Genomic DNA, 16,662 nt, shown 5'->3' with positions numbered 1-16,662 from the left:
ATCCGGCGCGGATCGGGCCATCGAACAGGCCGTGGAGCGCACTGCAGGCAACCCCTGGCGTGGCATCACGCGTCGCAATGAAGAATCGATCACGCCCTGCCATCGGCGATGCGACCGGACGGCAGCGCGCAAGGGCAAGGCACGCCGCGCAGGCGTTGCCCAGCCCCAGTCCAATGTCAGGTGGGTTCCTGCGCCTGTTCGTCCTCGGGCGCCTTGGTGTGCCGGATGAAGAGTTGCGCCGCCCAGATGCCCAGCTCGTAGAGCAGGCACATCGGCACGGCCAAGGCCAACTGGGACACCACGTCCGGCGGGGTGACCACGGCGGCGATGATGAAGGCCAGCACGATGAAGTAGCCGCGAAAGCCCTTGAGCTTTTCCACGCTGACCAGCCCCATGCGCGCCAGCACGATCACGACGATCGGCACCTCGAACGACAGGCCGAACGCGAGGAACATGGTGAGCACGAAGCTCAGGTACGCCTCGATGTCAGGCGCGGCGGTGATGCTCTTGGGCGCGAAGCCCTGGATAAAGGCGAACACCTGCCCGAACACGAAGAAGTAGCAGAACGCCACGCCCACCAGGAACAGCAGCGTGCTGGAGACCACCAGCGGCAGCACCAGCTTCTTCTCGTGCGAATACAGGCCCGGCGCCACGAAGGCCCACACCTGCCACAGCACCACGGGCAGTGCCAGCAGGAAGGCCGACATCAGCAAAATCTTGAGCGGCACCATGAACGGCGAGATCACCGAGGTGGCGATCAGCGTGGCGCCCTTGGGCAGGTGCGCCACCAGGGGCGCGGCCAGCAGGTCGTAGAGCGCGCCCGGGCCGGGGTACAGGAACAGGATGCCCGCGGCGATGCCGATGGCGATCAGCGCCTTGACCAGGCGGTCGCGCAGCTCCATGAGGTGCTGCACGAACGGCTGTTCGGTGCCGGCCAGCTCGTCTTCTTTAGTGGGGGTTTCGGACATGGTGCAGGAGGGGCGGGCATTGCACCCGCTCGGGTGGCTGCGCGGGGTGCGCAGCCATCAATGGAATTTCTGGGGCCGAAAGCGGGCCACGCGCGCCGCGCCCGACTGGGCCTTGGTGCGCACGCCGCTGCGGGCTTTGTACCACTGCGGCGTGGCGCCCCGCTTGAGGCGCCAGTTCTTGCCGGGGTGCTTGTACGCGGGCACCACGCTGGCGTCGCCGGCGGCGTCGTAAGGCACACCGGTGTCGGTGCCCGTGCCGGACGCGGTGCCGGAAAAGTCGTTGTTCCAGTCTTTCTCGAAGTCGCTGGCGCTGGTGTGGATGCTCTGGTGCACGTCGCGTGCGGCACCTTCCATCGTTTCCTTCATCTTGCGCAGCTCGTCCAGCTCCATGGAACGGTTGACCTCGGACTTCACGTCGGCCACGTACCGCTGGGCCTTGCCCAGCAGCGTGCCGACGGTACGCGCCACGCGCGGCAGCTTCTCGGGGCCGATGACGATCAGCGCCACGGCGCCGATCAGCGCCATTTTGGACAGGCCAATATCAATCATGGAAGCAGGGCCGGCAGGGCTTTAGCCCTTGTGCTTGGCTTCGACGTCGATGGTGGTGCCCTTGGGGTCGGCGGCGGTGTGGTTGACGACCTGCCCTGCGGGGGGCGTGGCCGGCGGCACGTCGCTCGCGGAGCCGTCCTTCATGCCGTCCTTGAACCCCTTGACGGCGCCGCCCAGGTCGGAGCCCATGTTCTTGAGCTTCTTCGTGCCGAACACCATCACCACGATCAGCAGCACGATCAGCCAGTGCCAGATGGAAAACGAACCCATGTCAATCTCCTAACGAATACGGACCATTCTAGACCCGCCGCATGACGGGGAAGTTCATATCCCTGCGGCGCCCGGGCTCCACGCCCTTCCCGGCGGCCGCCGGTTCAGCCCTTGAGCCAGGGCCGGGGGCCGCCCATCACGTGCACGTGCAGGTGGTGCACTTCCTGGCCGCCCTCGGCGCCCGTGTTCACCACGATGCGGAATCCACCCTCCGGATAGGGATTGCAGCCCTGCTCCAGCGCCAGGCGCGGGGCCAGCGCCATCATGCGGCCCAGCACGCCGGCATGGGCCTCGGTCACGCCAGCCATGGAGTGCACATGCTCCTTGGGCACCATCAAAAAATGCACGGGCGCCCAGGGGTGGATGTCGTGGAAGGCGAAGATGTCTTCGTCCTCGTACACCTTCCTGGAGGGAATCTGGCCCGCGATGATCTTGCAGAAAAGGCAGTTCGGATCGTGCTGCATGGATGGGGGATGGGGTGGAACTGGAAAAACGGGGCCTGGCTGGAGGCGCCGGGTCAGGCATTGTCGGCCATGTTCACCGTGGGACGCACGCCGACGTCGGCCTGGTGGGCCTGGATCCAGCCCTGCCCCGCGGTGCGGCCCAGCTCGAACAGCTGGCGGATGAACGGCAGATCCGCCCGCGTCTTGCTGGAGGCGCCGAACCCCGCCAGCAGCGAGCCGCCGTCGATGCGGTGCATGCGCACGCTCTTGTAGCGCCGCGCATCCAGCTTGCCCTCGGCCAGCAGGCGCCGCACGAACTCGATGGCGCGCATCTCGCCCAGGAGGCTGGCGTTGAAGGTGACCTCGTTCATGCGCTCCATGATCTCGGAGGCGGTGTCGGGCACCTCGGCATGCTCGATGGGGTTGATCTGCACCAGCAGGACGTCGCTGCACTCGGTGTTGTAGATCAAGGGGTACAGGGCCGGGTTGCCGGAGTAGCCGCCGTCCCAGTAGTGCTCGGTTCCGATCTGCACGGCCTTGAACATGAGGGGCAGGCAGGCCGAGGCCATGACGGCATCGGCGCTCAGGGCCTTGCCGGAGAAGATCTCGCCGCGCCCGGTGCGCACGTTGGTGGCGCACACGAAGACGCGGGGGTGGCGCGCGGCGCTCAGCACGTCGAAGTCCACCTCGCGCTCCAGCAGCCGGCGCAGCGGGTTGATGTCCAGCGGGTTCGTCTGGTAGGGCGAGAGCCACTGGGTCATCATGCCCATGAAGGGGCTGGAGGCCAGCGGCACGCCCCACAGCAGGCTGCCCATGGCGCCCACGCCCTCCCACAGCTGCCGCAGCGTGGCGCGCGCCGCCTCGCAGCCGGCGCGGTGCGCCGCGTCGGCGCTGGCATGCCGGTGGGCCTTGGCGGCCTGCGCGAAGCCGTGGGCCAGGGCCACGGCGTTCATGGCGCCCGCGCTCGTGCCGCTGATGCCGTCGAGCGTGAAGCGCCCGTCTTCCAGCAGCGCATCGAGCACGCCCCAGGTCAGCGCGCCGTGCGAGCCGCCGCCCTGCAGGGCAAGGTTGAGCCGCCGCGGCGCTGCGGGGGCCGCTGCCTCAGGCATCGATCGCCTGACCCTTGTTCATCGCCACCATGCCGCGCACGATGCGGTACAGGAACCAGATGGAGATCAGGCCCCAGGCGATCCAGCCCGGCGCGATGAACAGCAGCCACAGCGGCGCGGTCACCACGTAGAGCACGCCGGCCCAGAGGACGGTGCGGATGCGGTACGAGAAATGGCTGGCCTGCCAGGTGCCTTCGGCATCGCTTTTCTTGACCAGGTCGATGACCAGGGCGATGACCAGCAGCAGGGCCCCGGGCTGGGCGCCGGGGATGACGGCGCCGACGGCGACGATCAGGTGCAGGAAGTAGCTGATCCAACCCACGGTCTTGAGCGATTCGGCCCGCTCGTTCGGCTCCACGTCGATGATGTCGCTCACGCGTTGGCTCCTTCGTCGTTGGCGCGGGCCAGGGCCTTGCGCAGGGATTTTTCCTCGATGCCGCTGGTGCCCTCGCGGCGCTCCAGCTCGGCCACCACGTCGGCCGGGGTCAGGCCGTAGTGCGCGAGGGCGATCATGGAATGAAACCACAGGTCGGCCACTTCGTACACCAGCTTGGACGGGTCGGCGCCATGGTCCACGTCTTTGGCTGCCATGACGACCTCGGTGGCTTCCTCGCCGATCTTCTTGAGGAAGGCGTCCGGCCCCTTGTGCAGCAGCCGCGCCACGTAGCTCTTGTCGGCATCGCCGCCATGGGCGGGCTTGCGGCTTTCGATCACGGCGGCCAGCCGCGCAAGCGCGTCTTCGGACGGGCGGGCCTGCGGAGCAGCCGGGGCGTCGTTGAGGGGAATGGTCATGGGCATTGCCGTTATTTGTAGATGGACTCGGGGTCTTTCAAGACCGGATCGACCGCCTGCCAGGCGCCGTCCTTGAGCACGCTGAAAAAACAGCTGTGGCGGCCGGTGTGGCAGGCGATGCCCGGCTCGTGGCCGAGCTGCGTCACCTTGAGCAGCACCACGTCGTTGTCGCAGTCCAGGCGGATCTCGTGCACCGTCTGCACGTGGCCCGACTCCTCGCCCTTGAACCACAGCTTGCCGCGCGAGCGGCTGAAATACACCGCGCGCCCCAGTTCGGCCGTCTTGGCCAGGGCCTCGCGGTCCATCCACGCGAACATGAGCACATCGCCCGTGGCCGCCTCCTGCGCGATGGCGGGCACCAGGCCCTGCGCATCCCATTTCACTTCGTCGAGCCAGTTCATGGAGTCATTCTCGGTCATTTGCTGCACTGCGGGAAAGGCCTGTTTTGCTATTATTTTTATAGCACAACGCCCTAGTATCGATTGCACTGAAGGCCATTTTCATGCAAAAAGGCATGCGGGCCTCACTGCACCGACAGGAACACCCATTTGCGGTCCCAGTTGGTGCGGCCCAGGTACTTGATGGCGAAGGCGTAGCGGCCGGGGGGCAGCGTGTCCTGCGTGAGCGTCTCCTGCTGCACCACGGCCGGGCGGCCGCCGATGCGCACGTCGGGGCTGGCGACGTGCTCGGTCTCGCTCTCCAGGTTCTGCCCGTCGAGGGCATACACCGTCACGTCGGCCTCCTCGCGGGGCTCGCCGACATGGGCACGCCCGAACGCGTTGGCGAACGTCTCCACATCGAGCGCCGCGGCCCTGCCCAGGGGGCGGCGCACGGTCCAGTACACGTCGCGCACGCCACCGTCGAGGGCGCGCAGCTGCGCCCGCAGGCGTTCGAACTCCTCGCGCGTGGCGATCACCTCCACCGGCTGGCCGCCGATGGTGGCGTCGAAGCAGCGGCCGATGCGGTCGGCGCAAGGCGCGCGGTCGAAGTAGCCCGAGGCATAGGACGGCGCCGGCGTGCTGCCCGCAGAGCGCGGACCCTGCGCGCAGCCCGCCAGCACGGCGGCGAAAAGGACCGTGCAGATCCCCGCCGCGAGGCGGGCGCGGCCCCGGGTGCGGCCCGTCACAGCCGCACCGGAATGCCCCGCTCGGCCATGCGCGCCTTCGCCTGGCCGACGGTGTATTCGCCATAGTGGAAGATGCTGGCGGCCAGCACGGCATCGGCCCCGCCCTGCTGCACGCCGTCCGCCAGGTGGTCGAGGTTGCCCACCCCGCCCGAGGCGATCACCGGCACGCTGACCGCGTCGCTCACGGCGCGGGTGAGCTGCAGGTCGAAGCCGGACTTGGTGCCGTCGCGGTCCATGCTGGTGAGCAGGATCTCGCCCGCGCCGCGCCGCGCCATCTCGGTGGCCCATTGCAAAACGTCCAGCCCGGTGTTCTTGCGCCCGCCGTGGCTGTACACGTCCCAGCCCTCGCCCCGCGCCTGCACGTCCTCGCCCTGGCGGCGCTTGGCATCGATGGCCACGACGATGCACTGCGCGCCGTACTTGGCCGAGGCAGCGCTGATGACGTCCGGGTTGGCGATGGCTGCGGAGTTGAAGCTCGTTTTGTCGGCGCCCGCGTTCAGCAGGCGGCGCACGTCTTCCACCGTGCGCACGCCCCCGCCCACGGTGAGGGGAATGAAGACCTGGCTGGCCACGGCTTCGATGATGTGCAGGATGAGGTCGCGTCCGTCGCTGGTGGCGGTGATGTCCAGGAAGGTCAGCTCGTCGGCGCCCTGGCCGTTGTAGCGCGCGGCGATCTCGACGGGATCGCCCGCGTCGCGCAGTTCGAGGAAGTTGACGCCCTTGACCACGCGACCGCCGGTCACGTCGAGGCAGGGAATGATGCGTTTGGCAAGCATGGGAAGTCCGAAGAAAGAAACGGGTGAAGGGGCGGCTCAGCCGGCCCCCAGGCGCTGCCAGCCCGACCAGCCGGCGCCGGGCGCCAGGTGCACGGGTTGGTCGATGCAGGCGGCTTCCACGCACACCATGTGCCGGTAGCCGTCGGGGGGCAGGTCGGCCAGCTTGGCGCACAGCGCGGCGCCGGGGTTCCAGACCACCGTGTTGCCCCAGGACGGGCTTTGCGCGAGGGTCAGCGCGTGGTCGCCCGCGTGCAGCCGCAGTGGCGCGGGCGCGGCCGAGAAGATGCAGTCGTATTCGCCGTCGAACGCCACGGGGCCCTGCTGCACCGAATGCACGTCGGCCACCGAATCCCAGCGGGCGCAGCCATCGAGCCCCTCTACGCGGGTGGCGGCGATGTCGCTCACGCGGTAGTAGCCGTGCAGCGCAGCGGTGAAATCCCACGCCGTGGTGCCGGTGTTGCGCACCGACAGGTCGAGCAGAAGGTGTTCGGCGGACAGCGCCACCGTGAGGCGCGCCGCGAAGCCGTGGGGCCACCAGGCCCGCGTCTCGGGCGTGTCGTCCAGCGCGAACACGGCGCGGGCCACGGGGCCATCGCTGCCGCTGTCGCCATCGGCCTCGCTGTGCTCCACCCGCCAGGGCAAGGTGCGCGCAAAGCCATGCTTGGCCAGCGGGCCGCGCTGGTTGAACTGGGGAAAGCACACGGGAACGCCCCCGCGGATCGGCGAGTGGCCGTCCAGGGCGGCGCGCGGGCTCAGGAAGAACCGCTCAGCGCCGTCACGGCCGGTCCAGGACAGCACCTGGGCGCCCTGCAGCGCGACGGTGGCGGTCTCGCCCGTCGGCAGCGCCAGCTGCAGCGCGGGCAGGCCATGGAAGGTCACGGAGCGCGCGGAGGGCGGCACGGGCGGAGTGGCGGTCATCCGGCGATTGTAGGAGCCCGCCACACGCCGGGCAGGGGCGCGGGGCCGGTGGCAGGGCGGCGTCCCGCATGCAGCACAATCGCGGGTTTTCCCCAAATCGGTGCATCGCCGGATCCCCCTTTCGGGGCCCACCGGCCGCGCCCTGTCACCCATGCAGCCCAAGAAAAGAAAGCTCCCGCCCGCGGTCGGCATCCTCGTCGCGATGGCGCTCGGCATCGTGATCGGCCACCTGATCCACGCCAACGTGCTCCAGCCGGAGGAAGCCGCGCGCATCGCGGGCTACATCTCCATCGCGTCGGACGTGTTCCTGCGCCTCATCAAGATGCTGATCGCGCCGCTGGTGTTCTCCACCCTGGTGGTGGGCATCGCCCACATGGGCGATGCGTCGTCGGTGGGCCGGGTGTTCGCCAAGGCCATGGGGTGGTTCCTCACGGCATCGCTGGTGTCGCTGCTGCTGGGCCTGGTGCTGGCCAACGTGCTGCAGCCGGGCGCGAACATGGGGCTGGCGCTGCCGGATGCGGGGCAGTCCGCGCACCTGGCGACGTCCAAGTTCACGCTCAAGGACTTCGTGAACCATCTGGTGCCGCGCTCGTTCGTGGAGGCCATGGCCAACAACGAGATCCTGCAGATCGTGGTGTTCTCGATGTTTTTCGGCATCGCCCTGGCGGGCCTGGGCGAGAAGGCCCGCACGCTGGTGCGCGGCATCGAGGAGCTGTCGCACGTGATGCTCAAGATCACCGGCTACGTGATGAAGTTCGCCCCCGTGGCGGTGCTGGCGGCCATGGCCGCCACCGTGGCGGTGAACGGCCTGGGCATCCTGCTGAAGTTCGCCGTGTTCATGGGCGACTTCTACCTGGCGCTGGTGATCCTGTGGGCCGTGCTGATCCTGGCCGGCTACCTGGCCCTGGGCCGGCGCATCATCGTGCTGCTGCGCAACATCCGCGAGGCGTTCCTGCTGTCGTTCGCCACGGCCAGCTCGGAAGCGGCCTACCCCAAGCTGCTGGACGCGCTGGACCGGTTCGGCGTGAAGCGCCGCATCTCCAGCTTCGTGATGCCGATGGGCTACTCGTTCAACCTCGACGGCTCGATGATCTACTGCACGTTCGCCACGCTGTTCATCGCGCAGGCCTACGGCATCCACCTGCCGCTGGAGACGCAGGTGACCATGCTGCTGATCCTGATGCTCACCTCCAAGGGCTTGGCGGGCGTGCCGCGCGCCTCGCTGGTGGTGATCGCCGCCACGCTCAACCACTTCAACATTCCCGAAGCGGGCCTGCTGCTGATTTTGGGCGTGGACACCTTCCTCGACATGGGCCGCTCGGCGACCAACGCGGTGGGCAACTCGATCGCCGCGGCGGTGGTGGCCAAGTGGGAAGGCGCGCTGCTGTCCGAGGAAGAGGCGGCCGTGCACGCCGCCACGCTGGACACCGAGCCCGATGCGCCGCGCGGCGACGGCGTCCCGGCCCAAGCGCCGGCCTGAGACCGCGGCGCGTCAGAGCGTGCGCGCCGCCCCGTCCTGCCAACGCCAGGCGTCGGCGCACATGCGGTCCAGGCCGTGGTGGGCCTTCCAGCCGAGCAGTTGCTCGGCCAGCGCCGGGTCGGCCCAGCACTGGGCCACGTCGCCCGGCCGGCGCGCCACCACGCGGTAGGGCACCGGGCGGCCGCTCGCGCGCTCGAAGCCGCGCACCATCTCCAGCACCGACACGGGCCGGCCCGTCCCCAGGTTCACGGTGAGCAGGCCGGGGTGCTCGCGCAGATAGCGCAGCGCCGCCACGTGGCCGTCGGCCAGGTCGCACACGTGGATGTAGTCGCGCACGCCCGTGCCGTCGGGAGTGGGGTAGTCGTCGCCGTAGACGCTCAGGCTCTCGCGCATGCCGACGGCGACCTGGGCCACGTAGGGCAGCAGGTTGTTGGGCACGTCCTGCGGGTCTTCGCCGATCAGGCCGCTCTCGTGGGCGCCCACGGGGTTGAAGTAGCGCAGCCGCGCGATGCGCCACTGGCCGGGCTCGGCCGCGTCCACGTCGGCCAGCACCTGCTCCATCATGAGCTTGGTCCAGCCGTAGGGATTGGTGGCCGACAGGGGGAAATCCTCGCGGATCGGCACCGAGGCCGGTTCGCCGTACACCGTGGCCGACGAGGAGAACACCAGCGACCGCACCCCCGCCTTCTGCATGGCCCGCAGCAGCACCACGGTGCCGGCCACGTTGTTGTCGTAGTAGGCGAGCGGCTGGCGCACCGACTCGCCCACCGCCTTGAGCGCCGCGAAATGCACCACGGCCTCGATGGGGTGCTCGGCAAAGATGCGCGCCAGCAGGGCCTCGTCGCGCACGTCGCCCTCGATGCACTCGGGCGTCGCACCCGTGATGCGGGCCAGGCGGTCCAGCACCGAGCGGCGGCTGTTGCCGAAGTTGTCGAGGATGAGATAGGGAATGCCGGCGGCTGCCAGCGCGACGCAAGTGTGGGAGCCGATGAAGCCGGCCCCGCCTGTGACGAGGATCACAAAATTTCTCCTTTTTTGAAACCGGATGCCCGAGCCCCGCGTACCGTGCCGGGCGCCGCGCGAAAGAAGTCGGCGGGAAAACACAAAACCCTGCCAGCCGTCAAGATGGGGAAATGGAGCCGTGCTGGTATTTAACCCGGTGCTGAACTTCGGTGTGGAATATGCACATATGAAACCTATTGTTTCGATTGTTTTTCTTAATGCGGGGGTGTATCCGTCTCCCTTTTCCGCGCCAATGTGTCTATAAGTAGCAACATTCAATCGGAAGAGTCACCGCTTCCACGATGCCAGGCCCAATGATCCGAACGAGATCCCCTGCATCCGAACCGCTTCATCTTGTGCGTCCCCACCCTCGATCCATCGTGCCAACCACGCTTCGACTGTTGTTTTTAAGCCTATTCCTGGTGCTGCCGGCCTGGGCTTGGGCTGCTGCGCCGGCGGTGGCGCTGCACTACGGTCCGACCGCCCCGCTGTCGGAGCTGAAGGTGTTCGACATCGTGGTGGTCGAACCCGGCCATGGCCAGGACCCCGTGGCCTACCGCCAAGGCGGCAGCGAGCTGTATGCCTACGTCTCGGTGGCGGAGGTGCAGTCGTCCCGCCCCTATTACGGCGACATCCCCGCTGCATGGAAGCTGGCCCGCAACGGCGCCTGGAATTCCGAGGTGATCGACCAGACGCCGGCCGACTGGCCCGAGTTCTTTGCCTCCCGCGTGGTCGGCCCGCTGTGGCAAAGCGGCTACCGCGGCTTTTTCCTGGACACCCTCGACTCGTACCGGCTCGCCAACCAGTTCGACGAGGCAGCGCAGCAGGCCGGCATCGTCCGGGTGATCGAACTGCTGCACCAGCGCTTTCCGGGCATCAAGCTCATCCTGAACCGGGGCTTCGAGGTCGTGCCGCGCGTCAAGGACAAGATCCAGATGGTGGCGGCCGAGTCGCTCTACCAGGGCTGGAACGCCGGCGCCCAGCGCTACGAACCCGTCAAGGCGGAAGACCGCGAATGGCTGCTGGGCCAGTTGCGCACGATCCGCGAGCGCGACGGCCTGCCGGTACTGGCCATCGACTACGTGCCGCCCGCGGACCGCGAGCTGACGCGCGCCACGGCACAGAAGATCAAGGACCTGGGCTTCATCCCCTGGGTGACGGACAGCCAGGTGCACACCGTCGGCATCGGCAGCATCGAGGTGGTGCCGCGGCGGGTGCTGGTGGTCTATTACGGCGGCGAAAGCCCGGCGCTGAACTACGCCGCGGCCCACCGCTTCCTGCAGATGCCGCTCAACCACATGGGCTACGTGGTGGACTATGCGGACGTGCGCAACGAACTGCCTGCCGGCGTGTACCAGGACCGCTACGCGGGCATCGTGACGTGGTTCTCCGGCTTCCTGCCCGAGACCCGCACCAAGGCGATGAACCAGTGGCTGCAGGCCCGGCTGGCCGAGCGCACGCCCCTGGCGGTGTTCGGCAACTTCGGCTTCGCGCTGGACCGCCAGCTCAACGACAAACTGGGCATCCAGGGCAATGCCTCGCCACCGCGCGGCACGCAGAATCCCGTGGTCCAGGACCCGATGATGGGCTTCGAGATGGCGGTGGAACCGGCGGCCCGGGCGCAGTTCGAGCCCGTCATGCGCAACGGCGTGCCGGTGCAGGCGGGCCGCTCCCTGGTGGAGTTCAAGGATCAGCGCGGCCAGTCCTTCGTCGGCGGCGCGATCATGCCCTGGGGCGGCTTCGTGGTGGACCCCTTCGTCGTGGTGGAGGTGCCGGGCACCGACTACGCACGCTGGGTGGTGGACCCCTTCGCCTTCCTCACGCAGGCGCTTCGCCTGCCACCCATTCCGGTGCCGGACGTGACCACCGAGAACGGCCGCCGGCTGATGTTCTCGCACGTGGACGGCGACGGCTTCCCCTCCCTGGCCGAACTGCCGGGCAGCCCCAACGCCGGGCTGGTGCTGCTCAAGGAAGTGTTCGAAAAATACCGCACCGTGCCGCAGACCATGTCCGTGATCGAGGCCGAGATCGCGCCGCACGGCCTGCACCCGGAGATGAGCAAGGAACTGGAGGACATCGCGCGGCGCATGTTCCGCCTGCCCCACGTGGAGATCGCCAGCCACACCTACTCGCACCCGTTCCTGTGGGACCGCAGCGTGCGCCACGGGCTGTTCAGCGAGAACTCGGAAGCCGCCATGAGCCTGGACGTGCCCGGCTACACCATGGACCTGAAACGCGAGATCGTAGGCTCGACCGAATACATCAACACCCGGCTGGCGCCGCCGGACAAGAAGGTCAAGATCCTGCTGTGGTCGGGCGACACCGCGCCCGGCGCCGAGGCGCTGGAGATCACCGAACGGGCGGGCCTGCTCAACATGAACGGCGGCGACACGTCCATCACGCGCACCAACCCCTCGCTCACCGCGGTGGGCGCGCACGGCATCCAGAAGAACGGCTACCTGCAGGTGTACGCACCCATCACCAACGAGAACATCTACACCAACCTGTGGCGCGGCCCCTACTACGGCTACGAGCAGGTGCTGCAGAGCTTCGAGATGACGGAAACGCCCCGCCGCATCAAGCCCGTGGACATCTACTACCACGTGTACTCCACCACCAAGCGCGCCGGTCTCAACGTGCTGCGCAAGGTGTACGACTGGGCGGTGGCCCAGCCGCTGCACCCGGTGTTCGCCTCGGAGTTCATCCGCAAGGTGCGCGACTTCCACACCTACGCGCTGGCGCGCGACGGCGCGGGCTGGCGCGTGCGCGGTGACGGCGAGCTGCGCACGCTGCGCCTGCCCTCCGTGCTCGGCACGCCGCTGGTGCAGGGCAGCCAGGGCGTGGCGGGCTACCGCGCCGGCGCCGAGGGCACCTACGTGCATCTGACCGGCGGCGCGGCGTGGGTGCAGACCCGTGGCGCGGCGGCGGAGGCCGGCGCCGCGGCGCCTGCGGCCACGGCCAGCACGCCCGCCGCGGTGGCCCAGGGCCCCTACCTGTTCGATGCCAACGGCCGGCTCGGCGACTGGAACGTGCGCGACCAGGGCGCGCGCACCGAGTTCACGCTAAAGGCCTACGCCCCGCTCGCGTTCAGCGTGGCGGCGGCCGGTAACTGCCAGGTGCGCGCCAACCAGAAACTGCTCACACCCACGCGGGCGGCCACTCCGGCCGGCCCGGATGTCCAACAATTCCGGATCGCCGATGCTGCTGCGCAAATCCAGCTCCAGTGCCCAGCCCGCTGAGCGCCCCGTCCTGGCGCCTTCGTGGCTGATCGCCCTGCTGGCCAGCATGGTCGGCGGGGGGCTGTGGCTGCTGTACCCCCGCCAGGATCTGGAGCGCCGGCTGTCCGAGACCACCGACATCGCGCTGTCGGTGGCCTACCTGACCAATCTGCTGCGCAGCGATCCCGACAACCCCCGCCTGCGCCTGCTGCTGGCGCAGCGCCAGATCGCCGTGGGCGAAATGGCGGACGCGCGGGCCACGCTGCAGCCCGCGCTGGATTCCAGCGACCCGGAACTGCACCGCGACGCGCTGTGGAGCCTGTGGGACCTGTCGTACGCCGAATACCAACGCACGCCCGAGAAGGAAACCGAGCGCCGCAAAGCCCAGCGCGAGGGCCTCAAGCGCCAGCTCCAGGCCCTGGCCAAGGAAAAGTGGCCCGCCGACCGCCAATTGCTGCTGGCCCGCCGCGCGGCCGAAATGGAAGACCGCGCCACCGGCGTCGCCATGAGCCGCCAGTTGGCGCAGGAGGCCAAAGACCCGCGCGAGGCTGCGCGCCTGTACGAGCGGGCCGCCAAGGAAGCACTGGGCACGGGCGACTACGCGGGCAGCGCCGAGCTGTACATGCTGGCGCGCCAGGTCACGCCCGACCCGGAACAGGCCAAGGCCTACTACCTGGCCGCCGTGCGCACGCTGCAGTCGGGCAACCAGCCCGTGGCCGCCCTGGCCCTGGCCGAGCGCGAGATCGGCCCTCTGGCCGACGACCCGCAGACGCTGCTCATGATCACCAACCTGGCCCGGGCGGCCGGTAAGCCGGCGGTGGCGGACCGCTATGTGCGGCGCCTGCTGCGCATCTCGCTCAGCCCGCCCTGGCCGGCACCGCCCAGCGCATTGGCCCAGGGCGACGATGCCGAAGCCATGCGGCCCGTGGGCGCCCTGCTGCGCCCCTTGACGAGCCCCGCTACAGCGGCCGCGCCGCTGCACCGGTACGACGATGGCGCCCACCTGATGGTGCCGCCGTGGCTGCGCCTGCAAGCACCCGACACCGTGCCTGCCGGGCCCTGGCGCCTGCAGCGCATGGCGCAGGCGGCAGAACCCACGCCCGCAGCAACCGCCGCCGCACCGGCCACCCCTGCCGCGCGGCCCGCGCCGCGCAACGTGCCGCCGCCCGGCCTGCCTTTCGACGACAAGATCTACACGCTGGGCTACGAGGTCTTTCTCGAAAACCGCAAGCTGGACGACGCCTGGGCGCTGGCCAACGCCGCCGTGCAGCAGCAGCCGCAGGACCTCGCGTGGCGCGAGCGGCTGGCCCAGGTGTCCGAATGGACGCAGCGCCCCGCCCCGGCGCTGGAGAACTGGCTTTTCATCGCCCGGCAGACGCAGAAGGAGGCCGCCTGGCAGGCCGTGCTGCGCCTGGCGCCGGGCCAGTTCGACGACGGCGCCCTGGTGCTTGCCCTGCGCCACCAGTTGCGCAGCCGGCCCGACGACTTCAACCTGGTGCGCGCGCTGGTGGATGCCTATGAGCGCATCGGCGAGCCGCAGCCCGCCATCGACTACCTGAAGGACCACGCCAAGAGCCCGCAAGCGGTGGAACTGCTGGCCAACCTCGCCGAACGCGCGGGCCAGCCCACCCTCGCGCTCGACAACTGGCGCCGCCTGCTGGCCGACAAGGCCCAGGTGACACCCGCCCGCGCCATGCGCGCGGCCATCCTCGCCCTCACCCACGGCCGGCCCGACGAAGGCCTGAAGTGGCTGGAGACGGCCCAGCAGCAGCAATTGCCCGCGCAGGACATGGAGACCGACTTCTGGCGGCTCACGGGCCAGCTGGCCGAGAGCCGCGAACGCAACGACCTGGCCGTGCAAGCCTACCGGCGCCTGGTGGAAACCAAGGGCACGGACGTGTCGGACTTCGACGCCCTGGTGCGCCTGCTCATCACCGACCAGCCGCTGGAAGCCGCGCGCGTGTCCGTGCTGGCCTGGCAGCGGTTCGACGAGCCGCGCTACCTGGTCGAGGCCCTGGCGCTGTATTCGGGCCGCAGCCGGTGGGAGGCGTTCGGCCCCCTGCTCGCCCAGCTGGACGCGAGCCCCACGGCGACCCGGCGCTCGCTGGCGCGCTTTTGGCAGATTCCCGAGTTCCTGCGGCTGGCCGGCACCTACTACCAGAACACCGGCAACCTGCCCGAGGCACGCCGGCACTTCGAAGCCGGCCTGCGGCTGAGCCCCGATTCGTCGGAAATGCGCCAGGCGCTGATGTGGCTGTTCATCGACAGCAACGATGCCGTCTCGCTGCGCACCCTGCTGGCCACACAGGAGCGCAGCTGGGCACGCGACAGCGATGTGCATGATGCGCTGGCGGCGGCCTACCAGGCCCTGTCGCTGCCGCAGGTGGCGCTGGACCGCTACCTCACGCCACACCTGCGGGAGCACCAGGACGACTTCCTGTGGCTCATGAACTACGCCGATGCGCTGGACCAGAACCAGCAGTCCGACCGCTCGTGGCGGCTGCGCCGCGAACTGCTGTCGCGCGAATGGAAGTCGGTGCGCAAGGGCGACGGCGGCGTGCGCCTCACGTCCGCGCAGGCGCGCCAGCGCTGGCTCACCGAAGAGGGCCTGGACCAGACCCGGCGCATCGCCCGTACCCGGCTGTTCCTCACGCAGCGGCCCGGCGACCCCTCGGTCGACGTGCTGCGTGAACTGCTGCGACTGGACCGCGACGCCCAGGGCGGCATGTCCAACGCGGCGGCCGAGACGGCCATCGGCTGGCTGCAGGACGCCGGCGAATACACGGCCGAGCGCGGCTTCCTGTGGCACCAGTACGCCCGTAGCCGCGGCGTGCGCAGCAATCGCCCGCTGTGGGCCGAGATCACGGTCGCGCTGGCCGAAGACGACAAGGCCGCCACCGGCCAGCTGCTGCAGGAGTTCGACGAACGCCTGCCCCGCTACGACCGCGTGAACGCGGCGCGCGCCGTGAACGACATCCGCCTCGCGCAGACCGCCGCCTTCGACGCCCAGCAGGACCAGCACGACGACCAGCCCCTGCATCTGCAACTCACCGAAAGCCTGCTGGCCTTCAGCGACCACGCGGGCACGAAGCTGCAGTTCCAGCAGTTGGGCGGCATGGACGAGAGCGAGGCCGACGCGGTGTTCCACATCGCCATCAGCCCGCGGCTGGCCATGGACGTGAACTTCATCAGCATCCGCCGGCATGCCACCAATGCGCTCGTGGTGCGCAACCCGCCCGACGAGCGTGCGCTGGACGTGCAGGTGCGCTGGCGCCATCCCGACGGCGAGACGATGTTCCGCGCCGGCCGCCGCGAGAGCTTTCTGGCCTACACGCCGCTGCAGGTCGAGCACGAGCAGCGCATCGACAACCGGCTGACCCTGCGCATGGAACTCGGCATGCAGCTGCCCAGCCAGGAAAGCCTGGCGCTGCGCATCGCCGGCATGAAGGACCGCGCCGGCGCCAGCCTGCGCTACCAGGCCACGCGGCAGGACCAGTTCACCATCGGCTATGCCGACGAGCGCTACACGCTGCAGACCGGCGCCTCGCTGGGCAGCGGCCGCCACACGTCGATCAACTACACGCACACCTACCGGCAGGAGACGCCGCTGCTGGAGTTCGGCGCGTTCTGGTCGCACCACGATTTTTCGCGGCGCGACCTGAACACGCTCGCACCGCGGGACCTGGAAGTGCGCCGCTACGTGCCCGTGAACGCCGGCCCGCTGGGGCAGGACTTCTTCCTGCCCGAGAGCTTCAGCTTCTATGGCCTGCAGGTGTCCACCAACATGCGCTACGAGCAGGAATACACGCGCGCCCTGCTGCCATTCGCCACGGCCAGCCGCACCTGGCACAGCGTGCTCGGCCCGGGCTACGAGCTGCGCCTGGGCATGGCCGGCAGCGTGCTCGGCTCCGACCACCTGGGCCTGAGCTGGGGCGTGGGCAAGTCGGGCCTGCAGCTGCAGGGCCTCACGCGCAGCCTGCTGTTCACCTACCGTCTCCATTTCTGATGTCG

General features: G+C 69.2%; 15 protein-coding genes. 3 read left to right on the top strand and 12 right to left on the bottom strand.

Annotation, left to right across the window (positions count from 1 at the left end):
• Nucleotides 1-176 precede the first annotated feature (176 nt).
• From tatC to AVMA1855_RS13765, 11 genes are all read right to left on the bottom strand, one after another.
• Entirely contained in the window at nt 177-968 is a 792-nt protein-coding gene (tatC, locus tag AVMA1855_RS13815) for a twin-arginine translocase subunit TatC (protein ID WP_272567636.1), read from the bottom strand.
• Between the two features lie 57 nt (nt 969-1,025).
• Nucleotides 1,026-1,517 (bottom strand): Sec-independent protein translocase protein TatB, encoded by a 492-nt coding sequence (gene tatB, locus AVMA1855_RS13810; protein ID WP_284396785.1) that lies wholly within the window; start codon nt 1,515-1,517, stop codon nt 1,026-1,028.
• Between the two features lie 21 nt (nt 1,518-1,538).
• Entirely contained in the window at nt 1,539-1,787 is a 249-nt protein-coding gene (tatA, locus tag AVMA1855_RS13805; RefSeq protein ID WP_284396782.1) for a Sec-independent protein translocase subunit TatA, read from the bottom strand.
• Nucleotides 1,788-1,891: 104 nt separating this feature from the next.
• Complete coding sequence (locus tag AVMA1855_RS13800; RefSeq protein ID WP_284405146.1) at nt 1,892-2,251, bottom strand: histidine triad nucleotide-binding protein; 360 nt, start codon at nt 2,249-2,251, stop codon at nt 1,892-1,894.
• Nucleotides 2,252-2,304: 53 nt separating this feature from the next.
• Entirely contained in the window at nt 2,305-3,339 is a 1,035-nt protein-coding gene (locus AVMA1855_RS13795; protein WP_284426136.1) for a patatin-like phospholipase family protein, read from the bottom strand.
• A complete protein-coding gene (locus AVMA1855_RS13790; protein WP_272567628.1) occupies nt 3,332-3,715 on the bottom strand; it encodes a DUF4870 family protein in 384 nt (127 codons plus the stop codon). The genes AVMA1855_RS13795 and AVMA1855_RS13790 overlap by 8 nt, the downstream gene beginning before the upstream one ends.
• Nucleotides 3,712-4,131 (bottom strand): phosphoribosyl-ATP diphosphatase, encoded by a 420-nt coding sequence (locus tag AVMA1855_RS13785; protein ID WP_284426135.1) that lies wholly within the window; start codon nt 4,129-4,131, stop codon nt 3,712-3,714. Before AVMA1855_RS13785 ends, AVMA1855_RS13790 begins: the two co-directional genes overlap by 4 nt.
• Nucleotides 4,132-4,142: 11 nt before the next feature.
• Entirely contained in the window at nt 4,143-4,550 is a 408-nt protein-coding gene (gene hisI / locus AVMA1855_RS13780) for a phosphoribosyl-AMP cyclohydrolase (protein WP_487090342.1), read from the bottom strand.
• A 104-nt stretch (nt 4,551-4,654) separates the two neighbouring features.
• The gene (locus tag AVMA1855_RS13775; protein WP_284405144.1) at nt 4,655-5,257 is read right to left on the bottom strand and encodes a hypothetical protein; all 603 of its coding nucleotides are present in this window, start codon (nt 5,255-5,257) and stop codon (nt 4,655-4,657) included.
• Nucleotides 5,254-6,033 carry an imidazole glycerol phosphate synthase subunit HisF gene (gene hisF / locus AVMA1855_RS13770; protein WP_284426134.1) on the bottom strand — a complete coding sequence of 260 codons (780 nt, stop codon included), beginning with the start codon at nt 6,031-6,033 and terminating at the stop codon, nt 5,254-5,256. Before hisF ends, AVMA1855_RS13775 begins: the two co-directional genes overlap by 4 nt.
• Before the next feature lie 36 nt (nt 6,034-6,069).
• Nucleotides 6,070-6,951 carry a D-hexose-6-phosphate mutarotase gene (locus AVMA1855_RS13765; RefSeq protein ID WP_284426133.1) on the bottom strand — a complete coding sequence of 294 codons (882 nt, stop codon included), beginning with the start codon at nt 6,949-6,951 and terminating at the stop codon, nt 6,070-6,072.
• A gap of 151 nt (nt 6,952-7,102) precedes the next feature.
• On the opposite strand from AVMA1855_RS13765, the gene AVMA1855_RS13760 reads away from it, so the two are divergent.
• Nucleotides 7,103-8,431: a dicarboxylate/amino acid:cation symporter gene (locus AVMA1855_RS13760; protein WP_284426132.1), complete on the top strand. Its 1,329-nt coding sequence runs from the start codon at nt 7,103-7,105 to the stop codon at nt 8,429-8,431.
• 12 nt (nt 8,432-8,443) lie between these two features.
• Here AVMA1855_RS13760 and galE read toward each other — a convergent pair whose 3' ends face one another.
• A complete protein-coding gene (galE, locus tag AVMA1855_RS13755; RefSeq protein ID WP_284426131.1) occupies nt 8,444-9,451 on the bottom strand; it encodes a UDP-glucose 4-epimerase GalE in 1,008 nt (335 codons plus the stop codon).
• A gap of 362 nt (nt 9,452-9,813) precedes the next feature.
• On the opposite strand from galE, the gene AVMA1855_RS13750 reads away from it, so the two are divergent.
• The gene (locus tag AVMA1855_RS13750; protein ID WP_502870335.1) at nt 9,814-12,672 is read left to right on the top strand and encodes a bifunctional glycoside hydrolase/polysaccharide deacetylase family protein; all 2,859 of its coding nucleotides are present in this window, start codon (nt 9,814-9,816) and stop codon (nt 12,670-12,672) included.
• Nucleotides 12,608-16,657 (top strand): tetratricopeptide repeat protein, encoded by a 4,050-nt coding sequence (locus tag AVMA1855_RS13745; RefSeq protein WP_284426129.1) that lies wholly within the window; start codon nt 12,608-12,610, stop codon nt 16,655-16,657. Before AVMA1855_RS13750 ends, AVMA1855_RS13745 begins: the two co-directional genes overlap by 65 nt.
• The last annotated feature ends 5 nt before the right edge of the window (nt 16,658-16,662 follow it).

It is taken from the genome of Acidovorax sp. SUPP1855 (genome assembly GCF_030158955.1).
Taxonomy (GTDB): Bacteria; Pseudomonadota; Gammaproteobacteria; order Burkholderiales; family Burkholderiaceae_C; genus Paracidovorax.
Note: the sequence above shows the minus strand (reverse complement) of the source record. Positions and strands in the feature narration are given on the sequence as shown.

Bases quoted from the DNA above. Each gene is read 5' to 3' on its own strand.
- AVMA1855_RS13800 (WP_284405146.1), bottom strand. From the start codon at position 2,251: ATGCAGCACGATCCGAACTGCCTTTTCTGCAAGATCATCGCGGGCCAG.
- AVMA1855_RS13785 (WP_284426135.1), bottom strand. From the start codon at position 4,131: ATGACCATTCCCCTCAACGACGCCCCGGCTGCTCCGCAGGCCCGCCCG.
- hisI (WP_487090342.1), bottom strand. From the start codon at position 4,550: ATGACCGAGAATGACTCCATGAACTGGCTCGACGAAGTGAAATGGGAT.
- tatC (WP_272567636.1), bottom strand. From the start codon at position 968: ATGTCCGAAACCCCCACTAAAGAAGACGAGCTGGCCGGCACCGAACAG.
- tatA (WP_284396782.1), bottom strand. From the start codon at position 1,787: ATGGGTTCGTTTTCCATCTGGCACTGGCTGATCGTGCTGCTGATCGTG.
- tatB (WP_284396785.1), bottom strand. From the start codon at position 1,517: ATGATTGATATTGGCCTGTCCAAAATGGCGCTGATCGGCGCCGTGGCG.
- AVMA1855_RS13765 (WP_284426133.1), bottom strand. From the start codon at position 6,951: ATGACCGCCACTCCGCCCGTGCCGCCCTCCGCGCGCTCCGTGACCTTC.
- AVMA1855_RS13745 (WP_284426129.1), top strand. From the start codon at position 12,608: ATGTCCAACAATTCCGGATCGCCGATGCTGCTGCGCAAATCCAGCTCC.
- AVMA1855_RS13760 (WP_284426132.1), top strand. From the start codon at position 7,103: ATGCAGCCCAAGAAAAGAAAGCTCCCGCCCGCGGTCGGCATCCTCGTC.
- AVMA1855_RS13795 (WP_284426136.1), bottom strand. From the start codon at position 3,339: ATGCCTGAGGCAGCGGCCCCCGCAGCGCCGCGGCGGCTCAACCTTGCC.
- hisF (WP_284426134.1), bottom strand. From the start codon at position 6,033: ATGCTTGCCAAACGCATCATTCCCTGCCTCGACGTGACCGGCGGTCGC.